Source organism: Pseudarthrobacter kochi, from assembly GCF_055412805.1.
On the sequence record NZ_JBVAYV010000019.1, the window covers coordinates 47,049 to 69,014 of the forward strand.

Below are 21,966 nucleotides of genomic sequence, written 5' to 3' on the forward strand. Positions count from 1 at the left end.
GCGGGCCTTCTGTCCCGATGGCGCAAGGTCGGCCTGGGATGCTGGGCGGAACCGTCCAGCCGTCGCAACCGCTGCCGGCTGAGGTTCGGTGTCTAGCTCTCCTCGTCCTCCTGGGCCCCGTAGGCCGGCTCCATCTCCTCCGGCTCCGCGGGAAGGCTGGCGTAGATCATCTCCTGATACACCATCTCGCGTGCCCGCAGCTTGGCCATGTTCACCATCCCGATGAACTCCATTGGCTCTTCCTGGCCGCGCATGGGTATCAGTTCTGCGCTCAGAGCCACGATCGCTTCCTGGATCTCCCGGCCCAAGGTCGAAAAGTGTGTCTCGGGGTCCGCTATCTGCGCGAAGCTCTCCGGGTCGTGATTCTTCATAGTTTCCATGGCGTGTCTGCCGTGCTCGTTCATTTACTACCTCTTCCGGTTCGGCCCACAAAGACTCCAGACTCAGCTGACCCTCAATGTGGTTCTTAGATTTCCTCGGTGCCATGTGCGCCGTCCCCCTCCGTTTGCCTCCACGCTAGCGAAGGCACCGATGGATTAACAGCCGCACCCCTACTTACTGGAGCCGCTGCTGCACTTCAAAGAGGCCGGCGGCTAGCGACGTGAGGGGTGAACCCGGGAAGCCGCGATCCTCCGGAGCTCTTCTTCGGTCAGGAGATAACTCTTTCTGCCCGTTTTTCGGGACTTGTTTTGCTTCACTTCGCGGTACTCGGTCAACATCCGAGAGTAAATGGGAACCGACTGGTGATGAGAGTTCCCGCGATCCGGGCCGAGTACGAACGCCTCCTGTTCGGTCCATTTATCGTCCTGCACAAGGAAACGCACGTAGTCGGACATCTGGCCTTCCAGCGCGTCATTGTGATCGAAACCGTCGAATGTCAGTGCTCGCTGAAGCGATTCATCAATCACTACCCCCTGCTCCTGCAGATCGTTGATGCTGTAGAGCGCTATCCGGAACATTTCGAGAACGTCCATGACGAACTCGCTGTTGCGAGGGCTCAGCTCGGGGCGAAGGCCGGCGAACTCCATCCAGTACTCCTTGGTAAATCCACGTTCAAGAACTTTCGCCCGCTCAAGCTGGTACTCCCTGTCACCATCCACATCGTTCGCGTCCTCGGGCAAAACCCGACCGAGAATTCGATGCAACAGTGACAGAGTGTGTCGGTCGAGAGCTGACAGGGTGTCAGGTCCCAACTCCTTATCCCTCTCGCTCTTGCCTCGTTCATCTTCTCGGAATGCAAACACTGCGTCCTGGAGACGGTCTCGAACAAAGTCGCTCAGCGTCTGGCGTTCCTCCTCCGCTTTAGCCTGCAAGGCATCCCTTACCGCGTCGTCAATGCGCACCGTGATCGTAGCCATCAATCTTCCTTCCCATTCGTCTTGTCTTACGAAACATACTACATGTAAGACACATACGCGGGCAGTTGCAAGAAAGGAGGGCTTGCTTGCGAGGATGCAGCCTCCTAGAGATCAGAGCGCAAAACAATGACGGCGCCCTCATACCAAGCCGAGATACTCAGGTTCGTAGCGGAGCGCTCAAGCGTGAGGCCAACGCTTGCAGTCATTGCTTGTATTGCCCGTCTCCCCAGGAATGCGAGAATCCCAGTGGACGACGGTTGTTCGCAGCCGATGGGTCAGCCAATTAGTGAGATTGCCCTGCGCCGGACGTATTCCAAGCGCGCACCGAAGCCTGTTGGCACCTGATCGGGCAATTCGTCGATTGGGAACCATCGGACGTCCTCGCTTTCATCGCTCACGGCGATCTCGACATCAGGGTCGATGGTTGCAGCGAATCCAACATCCCAATGAGCGGTGCACGAGAATCCCGCGTGCAGATCGTGGCGGTCAAGATCAACGATCGCGGTAGATAGCAGGACGACGTCGACAATGCCGGACTCCTCGCGGGCCTCCCTTTGTGCTGCTTCCGCCACCGATGCGTCCTTCGACTCGATGTGACCGCCGAACTGCACCCAGAACTGCCCCTTGCGGTGGAAGCACAGAAGAACACGGTCGAAAGCAGGTGAAAAGACGAAGCAGGACCCTGTGACATGCTCCGGGCCGCCATCGCGACGCAACGCCGCGTCCCCAACAAAGGTCAGGAACCGCAGATACGCGTCTCGCGATCCTGACTGAGGAACTTCCTGAAGGCTGGCGAGCAGATCGTCAAGAGGCATGATGCCATCTTGACGCACAAGACAACGAACAACTCAATGCCGCGACCAAGGGACCGGTGTCCGTTGTCGAGTCGCGCCCGTTAGCCGGCCCGTAAGGGGAACGTTGAACGGGACGGCTTAGCGGGGCGGGTCCAGCATGGCCAGGATGGCTAGCGTCAGCCGATTTGCTCCCTTCGAGACGCATCAAGCCGGTCCGGGATCCACCCGTTCTTCTGCGGAGGATGCCAGAATCTGTGCATGCCCCTCATTCAGGTTCTCAATGCATCCCCCTCCTCCACTGAAAAGAAGCGTCAGCTGCTGGCTGCGCTAACGGCCACTTACGCTGAGGTCATGGAAATCCGTCCCGACACGATCCGGGTGATCTTGCACGAGCTCCCCCGCGAGAACTGGTCTGTCGCCGGCATCACCTTGGCGGAGTCAGGACAGAACGAGTCCGTCTGAACCGGAACGGCGCAATATTCACTGGAGAACCTGTCCTGAAACAACTTTGGATCACCGGAGCGACCCGTTCGGGGATCCCCACCAAGCACCTCAGCGGTTGGCGAGAATGGCTCCGTGAGATCGCTGCCCCGTGGTTGTCCGTGCGTGCGTCTCGACCACATTGAAGCCCGCGGCTACCAGCTCGTCGCAGAGATCCCTTACCGGCCACTGGTATGCCGGGATGACCGCATGATCGAACTTCTCGACGACTTGACCATCGAAGAAGCCGATGAGCAGGGCGCCGCCAGGGCTAAGGACCCGACTGAACTCCAGGAGAGGAGTGCGGATCGTGTCTGGCTCATAGTGGATCAGTGAGTACCAGGCGAGCACTCCACCAATTGTCCCGGTGCCGACGTCGAGGTTGTCGAGGCTGCCTGTCCGGAACGGAATGCCGGGATAAGTATCGCGGGCGTGCGCAATGAACTCCGGAACCAGATCCACTCCGACTGCAGGGACCCCGGCTTCACTGAGGAAGTTCGTCCAATGACCTGGACCGCAGCCGGCGTCGATAACCGCACCCTCGATGCCATCCGCCCACGTCGCCACCAGTTGACGATCTGAAGGGTGCACAGCACCGAGTGAAGCAAAGCGTTCGACGTATTCCGCCGCCCGGCGAGAATACGCGTCGCTGACAACGTTGATCATGCGTTCGAGTCTAGGCAACGGACACTTTGCCTCGTTTCCTCTTGGGAAGCACTATTAGGATCCGACGCTAGTCGTGAATGAGGCTATTCGTCCGCGGTAATGTAAGCCGTTCGTGCCTGAGACAGTTCGGCCCAGTGCGCTTCGAGTCCGGTGAAGGTGGGGCTCACGCTGAGGCTCGCGAGAGGCTGCGAGTGGCCGTCGATGTACCGACAGGCTTCCTCGAAGATGCGATTGACGGTCTCGACTGCGGCGGGCAATGCTCCAACCTTGATCTTGGGCAGGTTGGTCATACGCACATTGGGTTGGTAGCGCTGAGTGACACCTTGGAGCAGTTCCGTCTCTGTGAACACTTCGCACCAGGCACGGATCCAGTCGTATCCTGTACGAACAAGCGCTGCCCGAGCGTCTCCCTGTTGCGACCTAGCAGTTTGGATCGTCTCGTTGATGTTCTTCTTGAGGTTACTCAAACTGTCCCACCGGGGACCGGTGGCGCGGGTAATCTGGCCTTTGCCTTCCTCATCAGTGATGTGGAAGTACGAGCATCGTTTGGTCGCCTCCATGAGCGTAAGCAGCGTGGTAGCGAAAAAAATGTCGTGGGTAAAGACAATTACCTGCGTCGTCTCGGCGAGGGAGGTGATCCTTTGTGCGACTTCGTTGATCCTCCGGTGATCGAGGCTGGAGACAGGGTCATCGAAGATCACCGGTGCCGTGATACCAGCGAGCCGTGCCTCCGCAAGGAAGTCCGCCATCGCGATTACCTTTTGTTCACCTTCCGATAGAACCTTGGATGGCTTGTGCTTTCCGCTGAGGACCTTGCGGCGTTGGGCACGCCCTTGACGGCCGACGAACTCCATTCGTAGCGTGGGCGCTCGAAGCGCAATGCACTCTTCATTGAAAAGTGCGTCGAAGCTCTCGTTAATCATCTGATCGCTTGCGGTCTTCGCCAGGCCTGTGACACTCCGCAGCAAGCCGGGCATGGGCCTGGCGAGAAGCGTCAACCGGTCGGCTTGCTTTGCGTCCCGCACGTACGACTCGATGAGCGCCCACGACCTGGTCAGTTCCGCCGCCGCCTCCAGCTCGACAAGAGCTTTTTTGGTATCTGCGAGCGTATCCGCCCGTGTGGCTGCCTGATCTTTCAATTGACCCAGTGCCTGGGTGGTGGTCGCCAGTGCGGCTGTGAGTACCCCCCGGTCCTCCACCGCGCGGTCGGTCAGTTCCTTTTTCACTTGCGACGTGGATTGAATGTTCTCGGTAAGAGTGACAAGGGTGGCAAGCGTCCGGTCTAGCTCCACATGGAAGGGCGGCTTGTCATTCGTGTCAGCGTATTCATTGGAGAAAGTCTGGGCATCGCCGGCCTTGGCCGAAACTATCGGACCGGTGAGAGCGTCAAGTCGGGTCTTAGAGGCCGCTATGTCCGTGGTGATTTTGTCTTCCAGATATTCGGAGTACTTGCCGATGAGGGCATGCGCCTTTTCGCCCAGGGGCTGCCGGCAGTAGAGGCAGCGGTCCGCGTCGTGCGCACCAAGTGCGGTGAGATGCGTCTCGTAAGCCTCCCCGGCTTGGATGAATGCATTCCAAGTGTCGTCAGGCTCAGCGGGAAGATCTGCTGCCTCAAACAAGACGGTACGGAAGACGCGGTAGTCCAGTTCGAGGGTGGCAAGAGCCTCGAGCTCACGGTCGTAGCCAGCGACGTTGAAGTCGACGACAGCGGTGGCAATAGCTGCTGCTTGAGTCAGCATGCGTTCCACGCGCTGGTGAAGTTTGATCTCGGCGCCGATCGTGTTGGCTTCGAGCGCTGCGACAGTGCGACGCAAACCAGCAATTCGACCGTCGACGTCTGTATCAGGATCGGCAGCCGCCTTGAGCTGCTCGAGGTCGGTGGCTGCTCCGAGGGTTTCGATGAGCGGGTAAACGCTGGCCCCGCGTGGAAAGCGGGAAAGAATCCCTGAGGACCCTGACTTCAGTTCGTGGACGGCCTGGTCTATCTGGCTCTGCACCGATTTGATGCCAGCGATCACGTGGTTGAACAACGCTAGGGCGGCAGGAACGTAGACGTATTCAAGGTCATCGTCAACATGGAAGCTGACAGAAGGACTGTCGAAGATTGACATTCTCGTGAACGGGGCGACTCCCTGCTTCCCTGTCCAGGCGTATGTCTTTGGTTCCCCGCCAAGCGTGTAACCGACCAGCGCAGATTGGGTCTGCGGGGTAGTTGCTTCGATGTTGCTTAGGATCACGTCCGCAGTCCGGCTGGCGGCAAGACCCTTGAAGACCCGGGAGTAGCCCGTCTTACCAGTGCCATTTTCGCCGAACAATATAGTTAGGCCCGCGTGTGGCTCGATGACGCCGCCTTCAACTAAGGCGTTGACGCCGGTTATAGCGGAAAGCGACGTGAGGGTTAGGGGCTCAATAGCTTCTTCCTCGCGCTCAAGCGTCCCCAGCAGCTCCTCCGCGGGCAGTAGGCGGGCATCGAAAGCCTTTTCCTGGCGAAACAGGTCATACGACAACGCTTTTTCGTCGCTCCCGAGCTCTGCGCCGTCGGCAAGCACGTGACGAACGATGTGGCGCACCCACTCGTCAGACGAATTTGCCCATTCTCGGAGCATGCCACGGGGGTCCAGCCGCTTCTGCGGAGCCGATGCATCGGTCACACTATCCCTCTCGCCATGAGTGCAGGATCGTGTTCGATTGCGCTACTCGCTACTGACTCTAGTGGGCTCCAGCAGCCAATGTCCTGACCGGCTGCGCCGACTTGTAGTTGGGAGTGATTCCGTACGGAAAATGCAACTAGGACCCGGCACCCTGAGCGGTTCAACGGCGCTCGTAAGCCGGTCCCCCACCGGTCGCGCACACCGCTGAACTGCATGATTGAGAGCTAGAGTCCATCGGCGTCCCGTAACCCCCGTCCGGTGAAGCGACCGGTGACTGGGCGTGAAAGGGAACGCCGGTGAGGCCGGATGCGCTGGCCAGGGCGGTGGTGCCGGCCGCTGCTGGTACGGGCGGGTCTACTGCTATCGCGAGAGTAGTTTCTCACCGCCGGGCCGCAGCTCCCCTGTGGGTGAGACGTGCCGGTAGAGCGTCTGTCGGGTAATCCCGAGTTCGGTGCAGAGGTCGCTGACTTTGGTTCCGGGCTTGCCCATGGACGCCATGGCGAGCCGGATTTTCGCCGGGGTCATCTTGTAGGGGCGTCCGCCGTTGCGGCCGCGGGCGCGGGCGGCGGCGAGCCCTGCTGTCGTGCGTTCGGAGATGAGTTCGCGCTCGAACTCGGCGAGGGCAGCGAAGATTCCGAATACAAGCTTTCCGGAGGCGGTGGTGGTGTCGATGGCGGCGCCCTGCCCGGTGAGGACTTTCAGCCCGATTCCGCGTTGGGTGAGGTCATGGACGATGTTGACCAGGTGCCGCAGGTCCCGTCCGAGCCGGTCGAGCTTCCAGACCATGAGGGTGTCGCCGTGGCGTAGAGCTTTGAGGCAGGCAGCCAGTTGGGGCCGGTCGTCCTTTTTCCCGGAGGCACGGTCTTCATAGAGGGATTCCGCGCCTATGCCGGCGGCCAGGAGCGCGTCGCGCTGCAGGTCCGTGGTTTGGGAGCCGTCCGCCTTGGAGACACGCATATATCCGACCAGCACGGAACTTCTCCTTCGTCATTTATACGTTCGTTTAAGTGACACGTGAATTTCAAGCCAGGCTGGAATCCAATTATGTCACTTAACCCGTTATTTATTCTAAGTCATGCAAAGGATAACCATCTCTTCGCATGTGACAGAAAGTTGTTGGTAATCATGGTTGCGACGAACGGTGGTCTCGTCGCGAGCGGATCGATACCTCACGTGCTCACAAAGGTTGGTCAAATCACCCAGTCCAGCGTTCTGACAAGGATTGATTACGGAGGCGAGGTTTTTAGCTGCCGGGTGCTGGCACCACGATCATCATCGCCGGATTCCTCCTCCTCCGACTCGCCGTCCACCTCTTCGGGTCCGGTCCATCCAATACTCCAGCAAACTCTCCTTCGCCGGCGCGTTCCCCCAAATGCACGTCCCCTTCCCTCAAGTGGCCGGGCCCGGGGCGCTGAAAACGCGGCCGGGCCCGGGGCTCGGACCCGGCCACCAGCTCCAGCCCCGTGGCACCGGCTCAGGAACGCCCCGAACCGGAAGGCGCGGTCCTTCCGCGCTTCGGCGAAACCGTGTAGCTGGCCGCCCAAAAGATCTCGATGGCAGTCACCAGCAAAAGGACCGGATACCACGACTGCAACGCCGCCGTCCGTCCGGCGTCAGCGACCCACCAGGTCAGCAGCAACAGGACACCGGCCGAGATCGCCGCTGCCAACGCGGTGCGGAGCACATCCGTCCAACACGACTTGGTATGCGCCCAGCCGGACAACCGGACCGGCTTCGGGCCTCCGGTGAAATGGTGGGCGAACCGGGCGTCAGCCCAGCCGATCATGCGGTGCCCGTATGCGATCGAAAAGCCGATATACACCGCTGCCACCCCGTGGTGCCACGTCGCCTCGTTCCCCGACCGAAGGTGCACCGCCGTCGAAATGAGCAAAACCAGGTCGACCACGGGAGCCAGGGCAAGCAGGAACAAACCCAGACGCGGCGCCCGACCCACGTACCGGGCAAGAAGTCCCAGAAGGATAACCACCCAGAACGCGACCTCACACACGACGATGATCGTCAGTATCACAGCAAGCCCCTTGTTAGTACAGTCGTATTAGTAGGCAGCATGCTAACACGGTTGTGTACGCTTAGTTAGTGCCACGACTTATCGATCACAAGGCCCGAGAACTCGAGGTTGCAGAAGCTGCCTGGCGGGTTCTGCAGCGTGACGGAATCAAGAAACTCTCCGTCCGCACTGTCGCTGCCGAGGCCGGCCTGGCAACGGCCTCACTCCGGCGGGCCTTCCCCACGCAACGCTCGCTCTTCGCCTACTCCCTGGACTGCGTCCAGCAACGGGTCAACCATCGGATCGCATCCGCCGCCCCCGGCCCCAGCCTCCGCGAAACGGTGGAGGTCGCGATGCTTCAACTGCTGCCGCTGGATGAAGAACGCCGCTTGGAAATGGAGGTGTTCCTGGTCATCGGGTCCATGGCACTCTCCGACGTTGGGCTACGCCCTGCCTACGAGAACGCCAACGAAGCAATGGCCGCCGGCTGCAGGAACATTATTGATCTCCTCATGCGAGGGGGCGAGGCAAGTCCGGGACTGCACCCCGTGACGGAAGCACAAAGGCTGCACGCCCTAATTGACGGTCTCGCACTCCACCTACTGCGCAAAGACCCCAAAGAACCGACGACCTGGGCCATTGACGTCCTTCGATCCCACCTCGACTCCCTGCGCTGAGCCCCCCGCTCACACGCCTCCGTTTTCGCTCCGGACCGGGAAGCTTACGAACGAAGAAGCTGCGCTAGAGAAACCGGAGGGTCCGATCCTGGCCTTATGGAACACCCCCGGCAGCATCCTGGAGTTCAGATCTCCGTTCTCTTCATTCAAAAGCCGTCGCTCACGGAATTTCGACCAGCAACCTCCTCATAGATTTCGCAGTCGAGCTCTGATGCAGCGCAGCGACACCAAAACCGACTCCTCAGAGGGCTGCCCGGTTTTCGGTCCGTACAGGCACAAAGGGTCGTTATTGATGTTCTCGACGTGGCCTATCCACTGGCGTTCCAGTGGTGGCGGGCCGCCATGGCGTTCGCCTCCTAAGCTGCCAAAGGTTCCTGGACGGAACGACCACACGGTCAATTCCCGAACTTAACTGCCCGGGTGCGGCACACTTAGTCGGGTGGCAGACTGGTATAGGGCACGAGGCACCCTTGGCCAACTCCTGACCGGGCGCTGTAGCCACCGCGACGGAACCCAGTTCCTTGCGGCGATGCAGCATGATCATGAAGTGATCGAGGTTGCCGTTCAAAATTACGCCTCTAGAAGTGCCTCACAACGGTCGGCTGACCCGGGCGAAGGCTGTAGATGTAGGGGACGAGTGACCTGTCGTCCACCCACTCGGAAACAGGCTTACTGACATACATGATGACGGCGATGATGTTCCTATAATCCTGCTCGGTATCTCGATGATGAACTGGCTCGTGGTGGCCTACACGATTGCGCAGGGTACGAGCTACATGCATCTTTCGGGCTAACACATCTCGTTGTCCGCGCCACTGCGGAAACGCGTGTTGCAGTGCTGGCTGCCAGAGCGTTCGCTCGTAGTCGTAATGTGGATCTCCTGCTCGCCCTTTTCCGAGAATCCCGCACCAAAATCCGAAATCAAGCGCGGCAACAATGTCATCAGCCGTGGCCGGCGGTCGACGCTCGGTTCGTTCGCGCTCTTTGAACTTATCCTCAACCTTTGTCAGAGCGTCTTCCTGCTTCTGTAGGAGATAGACACCCCGGGCATTCCACCAGTCTTCCTGTTTAAACTTCTTTTTCAGCATCATATGCATCGAGTTACGTGTGACTACTTCCAACATATGAAGAGGGCCGAGCAGCGCCGCAGACAGTGCCATATTGTAGACGTAGACATCAAGTTCGCTGCGCTCAGATCCCTCTGTGGAAGCCAGTGCAGCGGTGTAACTATTCATACGCCCGCCGCTAAGCAGTCGCCCGAGTCCCTCTTTCTGCACATCTGTGGTGGCCAGGTCAGCCGATTTCTTCATTCGTTCCCTCGTTCGACATCCATCGATCTTCATACTATGCTTGTTGTGTTCGTTGCGTTGTGGGACACCCAGCCATCCGGGTCCCAACGCCTAATGTGGTTGGCCTTGTAAGGAGTTGGACTACGGTCCGACTCCTTTCTTGCTTAAATCAGAACTTCTCCTACCTCCATTCGGCCCCGTTGAGTCAGGCCTCGCCCGGATGGCGTCCGCAGCTCCAAGCTTTGATCGATTTCGCCGCGACGGCGACACCGCCCTGGTGCACTCGTTTTTGACCGTTGCGAATAGGGGCACCTTCACCGGGCAGTTTTGCGTGCAGGCAAGGGACCCTATCGATGCCACCTTCCATTCCACTGGACGAGTAGATCCCTCATTGGTCTACCGGTCGGTGAGGCATCGGCCAACGGCCCACTGGTTGCGCGCTCCGGCCGAGTCTGAACCTCCCATTCCGGTACTTAGCCAGTATTCGCTCGAAGGGCTATACGAGGCTTGGGAAGGAAAACAAGCCCCGTCTGCCTTCAGGTCAAGCGGGGCCCGCGACAGCGGCGGGCAGCACCGACAGCCTACGCTCGTTAAAGGAGCGCCTTGGTGCCGGCCGCAATCTTGGGCTCATCGCCAACGCTTGGAGGTCTTGTGAACGCCTTGCGGGCCAGGAGAGTCGGGTAGGGCGCATCAACCTCTAGCACGCCTCTCCAGCGGTCATTCCATCGGCTTGACCTGGGCCTCGATAAAGGCGATCTCGTCGGCGTCGAGCCCGTACTTGAAATACAGCTGCTGGTCGATCTGCAGGATCGACTTCGACCAGTCGATATCCGACACCGGCGTGAAGTCCTGCAGCGGGACGTACTTCCACTTGATTGCTGAGTTGTGCTGCGTCGTTTTAAGAACCCCGAGCATCGCGCGGGCGAACTTGGTCTTCACGTACTTCGCGCACGCCTCGGCCTCTGCTTCCGTATCGAACCGCCCGATAGACATGAACGTCTGGGTGAACCCAGTGCCCGGCGCGGCCACCGACGGCACGCCAACGACCCTCCCGGACTTAACAGCAGCTCCATCGGCGCTGGCGATGATCACCTTGTACTTGTCCACAACTTCTGGAGTCACGAGGTAGTTGCGGCGAACCCACCGCATTTCCCTCTTCCGATTCGAGAGGCCGAGGATCTGGACGTACGGACTACCGTCGTTAGGGTCGGTCTTCAGGCAGACCTCGCCCATTCGTTCGAATGTGTTCGTTTTCAAACGGAGGCCACTCGAGGCAGGGATACGCTCACGCAGTTCAGGGTGGTCCGTGAAGACACGAGGGTTCCACGTGCACGGGTGCTCGGTGATAGTCGCCGCAAGAGATGTCGTCGTCAATCGCGCCGTGACAGCGTCGACCAGCGATTTCATCATATCCGGGACATGTGAATGGTTTCCGATGGGGCCGATGACACGCCTGGCATCGCGATACGTGACGACGATCCCGCCGTCGATATCGGTCCCAGGGAAGATCGCCGACGAAGAGGACTCAAACAGCGCCACGCTGAGGTGCTCGTCGGACAGAACCTTCTGGTTCCAGGACTTCGGGGTCTGGCCCGCGTTCGAAAGGAATCGCGCAGGGGTCACCAAGACCGTCCGCTCAGAGATCTCGAAAGCCGCATCCATGAACAGGTGGTAGATCGGCGGAGACTTCGTTCCGTTATCGCCAATCAGGTCATCCTGGTAGGGCGGGTTGCCGATGACGACGTCGAACTTCTTGCTCATGGTCAGTGTCCTTCCGTCAACATGTCGTCGACCATCTTCTGCCGCTCCTCCGGGGTCATATTGGCGAGGTTGCCAACCTTGAAGTGGCCGGAGTCCTTGATCCAGGCCTTGCGTTCCGGGACGCCGCCAGAGACGGCCTCGACGGTGATCCCGTGGAGAATCCTGTCGTGGCTCATCTCGAAGATCTGTGAGGTCAGGATGTGCTTGAGCCTGTCGTCCTGGTCAGGGATCACGGCGGCAAGGCCGGTGTCAAGGCGGCGCACGAGCTCCATCAGGAACAGGCCGGCGGTCGAGAACAAATCCGCGAACGTCCTGTTCGGGTCGGTGAAGATTCCCGGGTTCTCGGCTTCGAGGGCGTCGACCATCGTCTTGACCACAGACTGGGGGGTGAACACCAGGGACGTCTTCTGCTGCGGGATGTAGGCGAAGATGTTCTCGGTCTGTGAGTCGTCGAAGTAATCGGCGAGCGACTCTTTCTTGTCCAAGAACTCCTGGACGGCCTGGTCGAAAACCGTCTCGTCGAAAAGGCCCGGGATCCTCGTGACGGCGCCGTTCTCCTCGGTGACCTCCTGGCCGTCGCGCAGCAGACGGAACTCGGCCTCGCTGATGCCCGTGATCTCCTCGAACACCTCGTCGGGCGTGTAGTCGTCAAAGTTCGACAGCCGGATGCCGCGGTCCCCGTATGCCATGAGGAACATGGGGATCGTGCGGGCGAAGCCCCGCAGGTGGGAGCGAGCGTCGTCCATCGTCTGGTCTGCGCGCCTCTGCTCCTTCTTGGTCTCTTCGCGGGTGACCACCTCGGGTACGATCTCCTCCATCGTCTTGTCGACGATGGCCATGACGTCCGCCTTGAACACCTCGTCCTGCTCGGCCTTCTTGGCCTCGACAGCCTGGGCCTCAGCCTCTGTGGCTGCGTTCTTCAGCTCGTCCTCGAGGTGCTTGCTTGCGATGTTGCGCGCGGTGTATACGCGCTCGATCTGGTCCTTCACGGCCTGCTCGGTGCGCTTGATGTCGCGCTGGACCTGCGTGGCGGTGAGCCCGTAGGCCTTCGTCAACTCTTCGCGCTTGGAGCGGGTCTGCTCTGTCACCGCCTTGGCGATCGCTGTCGCCCCCGTGGACGCCGGGGCGTCGGGCTCGGGGGTAGGGATCTCCTCGATGCTGTAGACGGGTTTGCCGAGCTCGGAGACCTTGGGGTTGATAACGGTCTCCACGTCGACCTGGACGTTGCCGTCGGGGTCAGTGATGGGCGGCGGCTGCGGGATCTCGATGGGCTCCCCGGCCTTGACCTTGCCCTGCTTCGCGGTGGGCAGCTTGTCCAGGATCTCCTTGACGTGCTCGGAGTACCGGAAGATGCCGGCGACGTTCACAAACAGCAGGTTCGACAGGAAGCCGCGGCGCACGACCTCGCGGGCCTTGAATACCTGCGGGAACGTCAGGACCTTGGAGGCGTCAAGCTCGATCATCCGACCCTCAGCGTCTTCACCCAGCACCGGGAAGAAGTTCAGCAGCCGGCGGATGTTGCCCTCCCGCACCCGCTGGTCGCCCGAGGGGTTCGGGTGCAGGTTGTTGGCGAAGGCGTCGAAGACCGTCAGCGTGCGCTCGGGCGCGAAATCGAAGATGTATGCGTTCTGCTTCTGGAAGACGTGCCCGCGGCGCTCGAACGTGCAAGGGTTCTGCGCCCGGAACGCCGCCTGCATGTACTGGGCCGGGGAGGACAGGTTCGACAGCATGATGACCGCGGTCCATTCCGGCACTGTGACGCCTGTGGTTAGCTGCCCGACAGACAGCGTAATGGTCTTGCCATCCGACTTCTCTGCCTCGGTGATGGCCGTGCGCACCTTGTCGAGGGACTTGCCTGCTGCGACCGGGTCGGACTCATCCGAGCGTCCGTCGCCGGCTGCCAGGATGATGGTGTAGTCCTTGAAGACGTCGTGCTTCTTGAGGAGCTTCTCCAGTGCTTTGGCCGAGGCGACGCGGTTGAGCAGCCAGAAGGAGTGGCGAATCTCATCGCGCAGCTCGGGCGTGGAGAACGGGTACTTCTCGTTGGCCGCGAGGCAGTCGAGGAACTTGATGACCTCAGGCTCGTGCTCGAAGAACCCGTTGTCTTTCGTCGCGAAGAACTCGTTAAGGTCGAACGTGTAGTCGATGTTCGCCGCGTCCTCGTCGATGGCGACACCCTCGGCCAGACGGTCCGTGATCATCCGCGAGATCTGGTAGGTCAGCAGGTTGAGCGTCGGCAGCGCCGAGTACGGGTTCTCCTGGCCGTTGTCCTCCCATCGCTGGCGGGCGGTCTGCTCGTCCTCGTAGGTCCAGTTGAAGATTTGGTTCTGGTCGAACTTGCCGACGGCCAGTGCCTTGAACGGCGTGCCCGACAAGTGCAGTGTCCACCGGCGCTTGATCTGGTCGAAGGCGACGTCGGTCTTGGTGGTATCGATGCCCTCGTGGGCCTCGTCGATCACCAGCAGATCCCAGTCGAACTTTGTAATGTGCTTGAGCTTGTCGTACGAGCCGCCGAAGTACTGCGACCCTTTGAGGTCCTGCAGCGACAGGAACTCCACGATGCGCGGGTCCTCATCCTGATGGTTGAGCGAGAGGGCCCGCCACTGCTCGCGCGTCATGGGCGTACGGCCGGACAGGGCCGGCGACTCCGACACGAACTTGAACCTCGTCCGGTGACCGATGAAGCGGACGAAGTCGTCCAACCAGGAATTCGCGATCGCGGGGCGGTTGGTGACAACCAGGACCCGCCGGACGTCCAAGGTCCGCATCAGGTCGTACGTCGTCAGCGTCTTGCCGAACCGCGGCTTGGCGTTCCAGAGCACCTCGCTCTGCCCCGACTGGAAAGCAGCCACTGCCTGGTCGACGGCCGCCTGCTGCTCGGGACGCAGGACGTAGTCGTCCTCCACGCCGATGCTCGGTACGTCAGGGAAGTCCTGGCCGGCGAAGTCGTTGAAGTACTCTAGTGACCTCTTCGGTGCGATCTTAAAGTGATGCCACTCCGTGCGCTTGGGCTGGGTCTCGCGCTCGACGTCTTGCTGGCGGAGGTAGGCGTGGAAGTTCTTGTCTGTGAAGCGCCCACCGGCTTCAGACGTGAAGAAGGCTCGGCGCGACCACAGCTTCTTCTTTTCGACGGACAGCTGGGATGCCTGCTGTGCAATACGGACGTCGGCGCTCTCCTGCTCCGTGTACCCGATCTTCTCCCAGCCGACGTACTTTGGGACGTCCGGCGTCGTCCACGAGTAGATCAGCGGAGTGATTTCGCGGAACGTGCTGATCTTCGGACTAGGCACCGGCCCTCACTTCCTCGTGGACCTTGTCGATCCCGCACACCTGATAGCTGTCGTAGAAGGTGAAGTCGAAGCCGCCGTCGTCGCGCAACGAGGCGAGCGTGAACGGCTCACGCTGCACCATGCCGGGGGCTCCCTCGATCCGGTTCCACCACGAGAACTGGATATCCTGACCCTTCGGGGTCTGGCCGGTCAGGGTGTTGCCGCGGACGATGTTCGTGTCGATGAGAAACCCCGCTGCCCGGTGCAGGTCGGTGCCCGGCCCGCAGGGAGTGCCGTGGGCCTGGTGGAAGCCCAGGAACTCGGCGATCATGATCGCCTTCGCGTCCTGGTGGTTGTCCTCCAGCAGCTCGATACCGTAGATCGAGGCCAGTGCGAACAGCGACTTCTCCGGCCACTCCTCGACCGGGTACCGCTTCTCGATCGCGTGGAGCTTGCGACGCAGGATCGCGACCAGGAAGTTGCCGTCGCCCGCTGCAGGCTCAAGGAAAGTCTTGTCGACGAAGTCGCGGCCGGTCTCCAACTCCTCGCGGACCAAGTCGAGCATCCGGTTGACCATGTGACGCGGAGTAAAGACCTCACCGTAGATCTTGACGCGATGGCGCGACTTCACGACCAGCTCCTCAACAAACGTCTCTGTCACCGTCACTGGTGCCACCCATGCCGCAGACGATGAGCAACGGAACCCGTAGCGGCGGGGTCGTCGGCCAACTTGTCGAGCAAGTCCGCAGACCGGTCATCTCGTGATGGCGACACATGCACTCCAATTTCTGCAAGCCGAGGCTTCGGGCGATGAACGGCTAAGGAACCAACCGGAGGGCGTTGTCAGCACAGCGCCAACCCTGCCCAACATTACCCGCGAGATTTCGGAATCCGTCCTTATATGCGCAGGTGCGAAGTCATCTGCTGCGAATCGAATCCGCCGCACACACACAGGTCGTGCTAGCAGAAATCATCTCCCAGGCCCTGAGCCTGCTTGTTCACCCGTCCGCCACGACCGCCGGGGCATCTCCCGTGACGATCCTGACCGGGATCCTCGCTTGGCTGCATCTCCTGCACGCGGCTAACCGGCGCAGCACCAGCTAGCAGAGGGCCGTTACCGGCCGCACGTTGCGGCCGGTAACGGCCCAGGCGCTTGGCATCACAAACCCAATGACGCACCCTGACGGAAGATGCCTAGCCTCGTACCTCAACTGAAAATGGCGGAAGGGCCGGCGCTGTAGGCGCCGGCCCTTCCTGGTCTTCCCTCTGCAAAGGAAATATGTGGTTCAGCTTGGCTGAATCCGGGAACCTCGTTGTTCCTGGTCCCGCGGGTGATAGTCCGCCGGTCGCTTCGTCGCGGTTAACGGCGGTCCGCCGCTGGTGAGTGGCTGCTGTGGTTCGCCCTGGGCGGCGGACCGCCCCACTTCTGGAACGTTCCTGGCCCTTGCTGGGGTGAGTGGCCGGGTGGCTGCATTGGGGGATCAGCCACCCGGCTCACTTCTCACATTACTCGGTGTCGGTGGTGTGCTTATCGATGATGATCTGTTCCACGGCGCTTGCCGTGTAGCCCCAGGCAATGAGCCGGGTCAGGTAGTCGATGTGGCGGGTGCTCGGAGACCGCCATGAGTCCTTGGCGATGGTCTTCTCATACCCTGCGCAGACCAGCGCGATCAGGGATACCTCGGGCCGGGCCGTGGACTTGGCCACGTGGTCCCGCAACGGGTTCCAGCCCCAACGGTCCGAAGTCTCCCCCGTCTTGGCTCCTGCCATCTCGGCGGCGACGGTTCCCTCGTAGCCACTGGCCGTTTCGGGATGGTGGGTGATGGCGTGAACGGTGAAGTGCTGCCAGCCTTTGGGCGGCTGTTTCTTCGCCAGCAGCGCCTTCACAAAGTCGCGCCGGACCACAGTTGCCGACTGCATCAGCTTGTTATTTTCGATCAGGGTTTTCCGCTCGGCCTTCTACTCCTCCGTCATCGGACCCTTGTTCGCCGCTGACGCGCCGTAGCCGCTGTACCGGAGCGTGAAACCCAGTCCCTTCCATCCGGCCACGACCGGGACGGTGGAGTGATGGCCGTTGTAGGAGGACACGATGTGCACGGCGTTGGCGTCCTCCTCGGTGGCCGGTTCCCCGTCTGCCCGGTTCAGCGAAGACACCCGGACGTTCTCACTGTCCCCGTCATGTCCGGCACGTTCCACCACGGTGGTCCCGGCGGCTTCCAGCTCAGCGGTCAGCGCCGCGAGGGCGGCCGCGCGGTCGCGGCGGTCCCGCAACTGCTGGGTGACGTGTGCCAGCATGTCCGGCTCATCGGCGATAACCGATTCCAGCTCCTCCACCGCGTCACCGTCAGTGGCAAACTCCGCCAGAATCAGGGCCGCTTCAATCGTTTACCCCTTTCCCAGAGCGGCGGATCCGGTGTCGGTGGATTTGGCCTTCAGGGCACTCTCCACGGTCGTCTTCGTCCGTCCGGTCTTCTTCGCGATCGTGGCGGCTGACACTCCGATCAGGGACAGCTGGTGGTAGGCCTCAGCCTCGTCCGCTTCGGTCAGTTCCGCGCGCTGGATATTCTCCACGACCTGCGTCACAATCCGTTCGGCTTCCTCGGGGGACTCGATGATCATCACCGGGATGCTCGCGCACCCGGCTTCAACGGCGGCGCGGGTGCGGCGCTGTCCCATCAGGACATGCACCGTCCCGTCGTCCTTGCGGTGGGCGATGACGGGTTCCATCACGCCGTGCTCTTTGATGCTGGCAATGAAATCGGGGGTCAGGGCGGCGTCTTTGCGGACGTTGATGTCCACGGTCAGGGTGGCCGGGTCGAGCATTTCAAGGGTGGGTATGGCGTTCATGGTGTTGCTCCTTCTTGTCCGAGAAGTGGGGTGGGTGGGGGCGGCTCAGGTGACCGGCCAACTTCCCCTCTCCCCCCGTTGTTTTTTTGTTGCTGGCAAGCACGCTTGCTCGGCGGCCGACGGAGCCCTGTCTACCGCAGGCAAGGTGAAGGAAATTCCCTCAAGGAAATCAGCGACGCAGGAGCGCCGGAGGGACATTTCCTGCACCGCGGGCCCCGACGAAGGAGGGGCTAGACGGGGTGGAGCGGACGCCTAGAATCCGAAGGAATCTCAATGATGTTGTCAACGGATGTTGGCGTGCCTTGCGGGTGTCCCGGCCGTCGGTGGCCAGGACACACTCGCGGTGTTTCTAGTCCGTCCAGCCGGGGTAGGGCTTGCGGTCCTGCGCCGGGAGTTCGGCGGCGGTGGCGGGGAGGTGGTCCGGGCCGTCGGACTGTCCGGAGGCCCAGTGGAAGAACACCGCGGCAGTGATTGCTTCGAAGCAGGCGTCCTGGGTCCGGAACCAGTAGGTCGCGGTGTCGCCTTCGACGAAGGTTCCGTAGCCGAAGAGTTCCCCGTTACTGTCGCGGGTGCGGGCGACGGCGAAGATGATGTAGGACCAGGATCCGGCGTCCCAGCCCTCGCTGCCCCAGGCCGGCAGCACGGACCAGGCGGTGCCCTCGAGGGTATCCATCCAGTCGTACCCATCCCCTGCCCGGTCATCGGCGGGAAGGGCCGGGACGACAACCGCCTCGGCGTTGTCGTCGGTGACCGTGCGGGTCATTGTTGCTGTGCTCAAGGTGATGCTCCGTTTCACTCGGGCGGGGCGGGTGCCTGAACAACCGGCCATCCCTCTCCCCCACCATGTTTTTTGCCTGCTGGCGGAGCATCGCGTAGCTGTGCCCGACGGAGCCGGGGCAACCCGAAGGGCAAGCAGCGGATGGGCTGGGTGAGGAAATAAGCACAGCGCCGAACGCAAGGCATCCGGTGCGCGGCCGTCCGCAGGACGGTTGCGCAGGGGATGGATTGGGTCGGTGACGTACCGCCGGGTGGTGGATGTTGTCCGGCGGGATCCAAACCATCTGGAGCGTGACACCCGGCACCACCGCGAGACGACGGCGCCGGGCCAGAACTCGACCGAGGAGCTGAGCCTGCGCAGGTTCGAGGATGAGAAGGTCCCGGGCAGCCAGTAAATGATCAGCGCTGCCCAGTCGCAGGCTATAGTCCTGGCGTACTTCGGGGGGCAGACCTTCGTGGAAGTGGCAGCGGCCCTCAACCTGAGTGTCTCCGCAGTCTAGTCCCGTATCCGCGACGGATTCAGCAACCTGCGGCAGCTGCAGGGTCCTGCCGGCAGCGATTGAGATGACTTTGCCGACAGGCCAATCACGCGAGGTGTCATTTCACGGTGAGGGTGCCTTTCATGTTGCCGTGGAAGGTGCAGTGGTAGGGGTAGGTCCCGGGTTTGGTCGGGGCGGTGAAGGTGCCGGTGCCGACTTTGATGGCGGCGTCGAACGCGGCACCGGTGTCAGCGGTTACGGTGTGCGCTTCAATGTCTTCGTTGGTGACACTGATTGTCGCTCCGGGGCTCACGGTGTCCGCACCCTGGTATTTGAAGCCCTTGATCAGTATCTCCGCCGAAGCCGCTGCGGGTGAAGAGCTTGGGCTGGAGGTCGAGGGAACAGGTCCAGCGGTGGTAGGCAGGGCTGAGGCTGATCGTTCCGTCGTTGTCGGGGCTGCTGTCGTGCCAGACCCTGACGTGGCGGGGGCGCCGCAGCCGGACAGAGCCAGCACGACTACTGTTGCCGCCAGTCCGAAAGCCCTGAGTGTTCTGGTGTTCGCCTTCATGATGAAACCTTTCGTCTGCCCTGCTGTAGTGATCTGCGGCGGGGGGGTGTGTCAGGGGTGTTTGATCCAGCAGGCCAGGATGGTGGTCGAAAGCTGGTAGGCCAGGGCGTTCCGGCTGATGCTCTCCGGTCCCAGGGTCGCTGGCAGGTCGGTGGCATCCATTTGAAGGACGAAGCTGTCCTTCTGGAACACGGCTGACCCGTCGGCGGTTTCGTAGGCCGGGAAGCCCAGGTTCGCCAGACCTTCGATGGGTTTGGCGTCCTTTGCCAGGGCCTGCATCGCGTCGAAGTATTTCAGTGCAGAGGCCTGATCTTTTGCTTCCCTGACGGAAATCTCCAAGGCACCCTCTGTGAGGTGGTAGGTGCAGGTGAAGGTGCTGTCGGCCCAGTTATTGACCGTGTGCGGTTTCGAGTCCAGATCCAGGATGGAGGTGAGCCTGTCCATCGGCTGGTCCCCGCACACCATCAGGGCAGCGTCGCTGGGTCCTTGGGCTTGGGGCGTGCCCGGGGACGGGGAGGAGCCGTGGTTGTGCCCGGCGGCGTGTCCTGATTCGGCGGCAGCTGAGGATGACGAGGGAACGACCGCGGGGGTGCCGGGCCCGACGGATCCGGCGGCTGCTGCGCAGCCGGAGAGCATCAGCGACGTGGCGGCCAGCGCAACCAGGGTGTGCTTTCGGTGTTTCATGTCCAGTCCATTCGCGCCATTTGCCGCTTCCGGATGGAGCGGGAGTTCCGTGGTTCAGGTTTTGAGTTTTGCGTAGATGACGTAATTGTCATCGAAAAGCCTCGTGGCGGGGTCGTACCCGTCGCACGTGATGAGCCGGAGCTCAGCGCCGGGGGTATTGCCGTAGACCTCGAGGGTTGGAAAATTGTTCTTGCTGTACTGTGCGCCGTGGTCGACCGTGAACACAGCGAGGGTGCCGTCGGTCCGGGAGACATTGATATCGGTACCGGGGGTGAGATCGCGGAGGTCAGCGAAAACTCCTGTGGCGCCGCCGAGTGCGTTGACGTGGCCCAGCATCACGGAGGGGCCGCGTTCTCCGGGAGTGGGGGAGCCGTTGTACCAGCTGGCGGGCGCTCCGCTGCCGGCGTCCTGCGGTACTTGGAGGGAGCCGTTCTCCCGGAGTCCAAGTTTCAGGAGGTCGGTTCGCACGCCGATGGCCGGGATTTCCAGGGTCACCGGCTCGGATCGGGTCAGCACCACGGGCTCTGCCACGGCAGGCGCGGCAGCCGGACTCGATGCGGGAGGTATCGGTACTGCGGAACTGGGTGCGGCGGGGGTGGGTGCCGCGGAGGGTACCGCTGAAGCGGAAGGTGGGGAGCCGACGTCCAGCGTTCCGCTGTTTCCTGCACCGCAGCCAGACAGGGCCAGCAGGAGCAGAACCCCGGCCGCCGTGGCAGCCCGGAGGCCCCCTCGGCGGCCGGGATTCCTGATTTTCACAGTAGTAGTGATCCGGTCAGCTTGGCTTAGGCTGCTGAACCGGCGGTGCGGCGGCGGACAACGTAGGCTCCACCGGCGAGGGCGACCAGGGCCAGGCCCCCACCGACGGCGAGGGCGCCGGTGTCGGTACCGGTTTCCTGGCTGACCCCGGTGTCAGCGCCGCCGGCCGGCACCTTCATCTGCCCGGCCTTCAACGTCCCGCACAGGGCAGGGGAGGTGGCGGCGAGCGGAAGAGTCGGTGCAAGGTCGCTCTTGGCGGCCTGGCCTGCCGCGCTGAGGGTGGCGGGGTCAAGGCCGTGGACGACCACAACGGCGGTGCCGGCGTCCAGGGCTGCCTTGGTCTCGGCGTTCAGTTCGAACGTGCGGTCCACGGTGTAGGCAGCGCCCTGCCCGCCGACCTTAAGATCAAGGCCCGCTGCGGGGCTGGTGTCACCGCTGGTGGACAGGGTGGTCGCGATTGCGCCGTAAAACGGAGCGCCTTCGGTGGTGGAGACGACTTGGTCGCCGTCCTTATCGGCCGTGGGCGCCGGGCAGACGCCCTGGGCCCCGCCGTGGATGTGCTGGACGTGCGGGTACGGGGCGTCCATGAAGGTCGCGGGCATGCCCGAAACCTTCAGGACAACGTGGGCCTGGTTGCCCTTGACATCAACAGTGATGGTGCCCGAGCCTTTGCTGCCGTTGAGCTGGCCCAGGGTGGACTGGTAGGACTGGTCCGCTGCCATCGCAGGGGACCCGGACAGGGCCAGGGCGGCCAGGGCCAGGGTGGGGACTGCCATAAAGCGAAGTGTCTTATTCATGTGATAAATCTCCTCATACACGCGCGTGTGATGTTAGGCGCCCCCAGGAAAGGGACACCGGTACTTCGGAACACTACCGGCAAAGGATGGCTTAAAATGTGGCCT

At 61.7% G+C, this 21,966-nt stretch carries 20 protein-coding genes and 1 pseudogene; 4 read left to right on the top strand and 17 right to left on the bottom strand.

Going from position 1 to position 21,966, the window contains the following annotated elements; translation table 11 throughout:
• Positions 1–92: 92 nt before the first annotated feature.
• From ACZY0Y_RS11120 to ACZY0Y_RS11130, 3 genes are all read right to left on the bottom strand, one after another.
• A complete protein-coding gene (locus ACZY0Y_RS11120) occupies positions 93–404 on the bottom strand; it encodes a hypothetical protein (RefSeq protein ID WP_463903712.1) in 312 nt (103 codons plus the stop codon).
• 189 nt (positions 405–593) lie between these two features.
• A complete protein-coding gene (locus ACZY0Y_RS11125; protein WP_346925833.1) occupies positions 594–1,358 on the bottom strand; it encodes a YfbU family protein in 765 nt (254 codons plus the stop codon).
• A gap of 275 nt (positions 1,359–1,633) precedes the next feature.
• Entirely contained in the window at positions 1,634–2,173 is a 540-nt protein-coding gene (locus tag ACZY0Y_RS11130; RefSeq protein ID WP_463958016.1) for an NUDIX hydrolase, read from the bottom strand.
• A 237-nt stretch (positions 2,174–2,410) separates the two neighbouring features.
• On the opposite strand from ACZY0Y_RS11130, the gene ACZY0Y_RS11135 reads away from it, so the two are divergent.
• Complete coding sequence (locus ACZY0Y_RS11135; protein ID WP_226775800.1) at positions 2,411–2,614, top strand: tautomerase family protein; 204 nt, start codon at positions 2,411–2,413, stop codon at positions 2,612–2,614.
• Positions 2,615–2,704: 90 nt separating this feature from the next.
• On the opposite strand, the gene ACZY0Y_RS11140 is transcribed toward ACZY0Y_RS11135, so the two are convergent.
• The 4 genes from ACZY0Y_RS11140 to ACZY0Y_RS11155 form a co-directional block, all read right to left on the bottom strand.
• Entirely contained in the window at positions 2,705–3,298 is a 594-nt protein-coding gene (locus tag ACZY0Y_RS11140) for a class I SAM-dependent methyltransferase (protein ID WP_463958018.1), read from the bottom strand.
• A gap of 83 nt (positions 3,299–3,381) precedes the next feature.
• Entirely contained in the window at positions 3,382–5,949 is a 2,568-nt protein-coding gene (locus ACZY0Y_RS11145) for an AAA family ATPase (RefSeq protein WP_463958020.1), read from the bottom strand.
• A 360-nt stretch (positions 5,950–6,309) separates the two neighbouring features.
• Complete coding sequence (locus ACZY0Y_RS11150) at positions 6,310–6,921, bottom strand: recombinase family protein (RefSeq protein ID WP_463958022.1); 612 nt, start codon at positions 6,919–6,921, stop codon at positions 6,310–6,312.
• Between the two features lie 502 nt (positions 6,922–7,423).
• Positions 7,424–7,978: a hypothetical protein gene (locus tag ACZY0Y_RS11155; RefSeq protein WP_463958024.1), complete on the bottom strand. Its 555-nt coding sequence runs from the start codon at positions 7,976–7,978 to the stop codon at positions 7,424–7,426.
• A gap of 68 nt (positions 7,979–8,046) precedes the next feature.
• Here ACZY0Y_RS11155 and ACZY0Y_RS11160 point away from each other — a divergent pair, with 68 nt between their 5' ends.
• Entirely contained in the window at positions 8,047–8,634 is a 588-nt protein-coding gene (locus ACZY0Y_RS11160; RefSeq protein ID WP_463958026.1) for a TetR/AcrR family transcriptional regulator, read from the top strand.
• Between the two features lie 578 nt (positions 8,635–9,212).
• Here ACZY0Y_RS11160 and ACZY0Y_RS11165 read toward each other — a convergent pair.
• The 4 genes from ACZY0Y_RS11165 to ACZY0Y_RS11180 form a co-directional block, all read right to left on the bottom strand.
• Positions 9,213–9,944 carry a hypothetical protein gene (locus tag ACZY0Y_RS11165; protein WP_463958028.1) on the bottom strand — a complete coding sequence of 244 codons (732 nt, stop codon included), beginning with the start codon at positions 9,942–9,944 and terminating at the stop codon, positions 9,213–9,215.
• 696 nt (positions 9,945–10,640) lie between these two features.
• Positions 10,641–11,684, bottom strand: a complete 1,044-nt coding sequence (locus tag ACZY0Y_RS11170) for an Eco57I restriction-modification methylase domain-containing protein (protein WP_463958029.1) — start codon at positions 11,682–11,684, stop codon at positions 10,641–10,643.
• A 2-nt stretch (positions 11,685–11,686) separates the two neighbouring features.
• On the bottom strand, positions 11,687–14,974 hold the full coding sequence (locus ACZY0Y_RS11175) for a DEAD/DEAH box helicase (RefSeq protein ID WP_463958031.1): 3,288 nt from the start codon (positions 14,972–14,974) through the stop codon (positions 11,687–11,689).
• Positions 14,967–15,584: a DNA methyltransferase family protein gene (locus ACZY0Y_RS11180; protein ID WP_463958032.1), complete on the bottom strand. Its 618-nt coding sequence runs from the start codon at positions 15,582–15,584 to the stop codon at positions 14,967–14,969. The genes ACZY0Y_RS11175 and ACZY0Y_RS11180 overlap by 8 nt, the downstream gene beginning before the upstream one ends.
• A 326-nt stretch (positions 15,585–15,910) precedes the next feature.
• On the opposite strand from ACZY0Y_RS11180, the gene ACZY0Y_RS11185 reads away from it, so the two are divergent.
• A complete protein-coding gene (locus ACZY0Y_RS11185; RefSeq protein ID WP_463958034.1) occupies positions 15,911–16,057 on the top strand; it encodes a hypothetical protein in 147 nt (48 codons plus the stop codon).
• A gap of 402 nt (positions 16,058–16,459) precedes the next feature.
• On the opposite strand, the pseudogene ACZY0Y_RS11190 reads toward ACZY0Y_RS11185, so the two are convergent.
• Positions 16,460–17,800: pseudogene (locus tag ACZY0Y_RS11190) on the bottom strand (ParB/RepB/Spo0J family partition protein).
• Positions 17,801–18,149: 349 nt separating this feature from the next.
• Positions 18,150–18,578, bottom strand: a complete 429-nt coding sequence (locus ACZY0Y_RS11195; RefSeq protein WP_463958036.1) for a hypothetical protein — start codon at positions 18,576–18,578, stop codon at positions 18,150–18,152.
• 235 nt (positions 18,579–18,813) lie between these two features.
• Here ACZY0Y_RS11195 and ACZY0Y_RS11200 point away from each other — a divergent pair, with 235 nt between their 5' ends.
• Positions 18,814–18,972 (top strand): hypothetical protein, encoded by a 159-nt coding sequence (locus tag ACZY0Y_RS11200; protein WP_463958038.1) that lies wholly within the window; start codon positions 18,814–18,816, stop codon positions 18,970–18,972.
• A gap of 202 nt (positions 18,973–19,174) precedes the next feature.
• Here the strand turns inward: ACZY0Y_RS11200 and ACZY0Y_RS11205 are convergent, their stop codons facing one another.
• The 4 genes from ACZY0Y_RS11205 to ACZY0Y_RS11220 all read right to left on the bottom strand — a co-directional run bounded on the left by ACZY0Y_RS11205 (position 19,175) and on the right by ACZY0Y_RS11220 (position 21,861).
• Positions 19,175–19,369, bottom strand: coding sequence for a cupredoxin domain-containing protein (locus ACZY0Y_RS11205; protein WP_463958039.1), 195 nt, complete (start codon positions 19,367–19,369; stop codon positions 19,175–19,177).
• A 306-nt stretch (positions 19,370–19,675) separates the two neighbouring features.
• Entirely contained in the window at positions 19,676–20,308 is a 633-nt protein-coding gene (locus ACZY0Y_RS11210; RefSeq protein WP_463958040.1) for a hypothetical protein, read from the bottom strand.
• Between the two features lie 54 nt (positions 20,309–20,362).
• Positions 20,363–20,827: a sortase domain-containing protein gene (locus ACZY0Y_RS11215; RefSeq protein ID WP_463886344.1), complete on the bottom strand. Its 465-nt coding sequence runs from the start codon at positions 20,825–20,827 to the stop codon at positions 20,363–20,365.
• 263 nt (positions 20,828–21,090) lie between these two features.
• Positions 21,091–21,861 (bottom strand): hypothetical protein, encoded by a 771-nt coding sequence (locus ACZY0Y_RS11220; RefSeq protein WP_463886346.1) that lies wholly within the window; start codon positions 21,859–21,861, stop codon positions 21,091–21,093.
• Positions 21,862–21,966 lie beyond the last annotated feature (105 nt).